Origin of the sequence: Treponema sp. UBA7567 (assembly GCF_002476655.1) — a bacterium.
Lineage (GTDB): Bacteria > Spirochaetota > Spirochaetia > Treponematales > Treponemataceae > Treponema_D.
On sequence record NZ_DLLH01000048.1, the window covers coordinates 5,583 to 6,586 of the forward strand.

A 1,004-nucleotide genomic window follows, 5' to 3' on the forward strand; every position below is an offset into this window, starting at 1 on the left:
GCAAAAAAAATAAATCCTCATTCGCAAATAAAAATCGTTCAAGAAGGACCTGGAACTACAGTTTTTGACGCAGACCACGCTCCAGGTTCTGTCGCCGGAAAAATCGCAATGGCAAAAACAATTGAAAAGGCAAAAAAGAACGGAGTCGCAATCACAACAGTCCGCAACGCCACACATTTTGGCTTTGCCGCCTACTACGCCATGGACGCCCTGCCGGAAAATATGATTGGAATGGCATTTACTTCGACAGGACTTGCAGTCGCTCCATTCGGCGGCTACGACAAGGTTTTGGGAACAAATCCAATTTGCGTTGCAGTTCCGGCAGGAAAAAAACGGCCAATAGTTTTTGACGCCGCGACAAGCAACGTCGCCTTCAACAAAATATTTTTCGCCTACACAGAAGGAAAATCAATTCCTGACGACTGGGCTTTGACAAAAGACGGAAAAACAACGACGAACCCGGCGGACGTAATTACAGGAGGCGGGCCTCAGCTGCCGTTCGGAGGCTACAAAGGCTACGGACTTGATTTAATCGTCTTTATAATGACAACACTTTTGAGCGGAACTTCAGTTTTGGACGGCCAAGGCGACACAACTGCCGAATGTACCGACAAAATAGGCTACAACTTTGCAGCAATCGACATTTCCCGTTTTACGAACATCGAAAGCTTTAAGCAAAATATCGACATCACAATCGAGCGCATAAAAAGCTCTCAAAAACGCGAAGGTGTTAAGGAAATTTTTGTTCCCGGAGAAATCGAATACAACAATCACGAACGCCAGACAAAGGAAGGCCTTTTTATTTCAGACGGAATCGCAGGAAAAATCCGCTCTGCGCTTGAACAGACAGGAATTACAGCAAAACTCGAAGATATAGCAATATAAATTTATTCGGGTGGCACTGCCGCGGCAAAACCGCGGCAGCCGGGCTTTCGCGTTATAAAATTGCCAGGCAATTTTTCCGTTCAGCCGTGCAGTCGCACGTCCGAACCGCTCCGCGGCTT

General features: G+C 46.8%; 1 protein-coding gene. It reads left to right on the forward strand.

Features of this window, described 5'->3' with window-relative positions; genetic code table 11:
* A partial coding sequence (locus B3Y13_RS06025) for an Ldh family oxidoreductase (RefSeq protein WP_296693319.1) occupies positions 1-885 on the forward strand: 885 nt, incomplete at its 5' end.
* Positions 886-1,004: the final 119 nt, after the last annotated feature.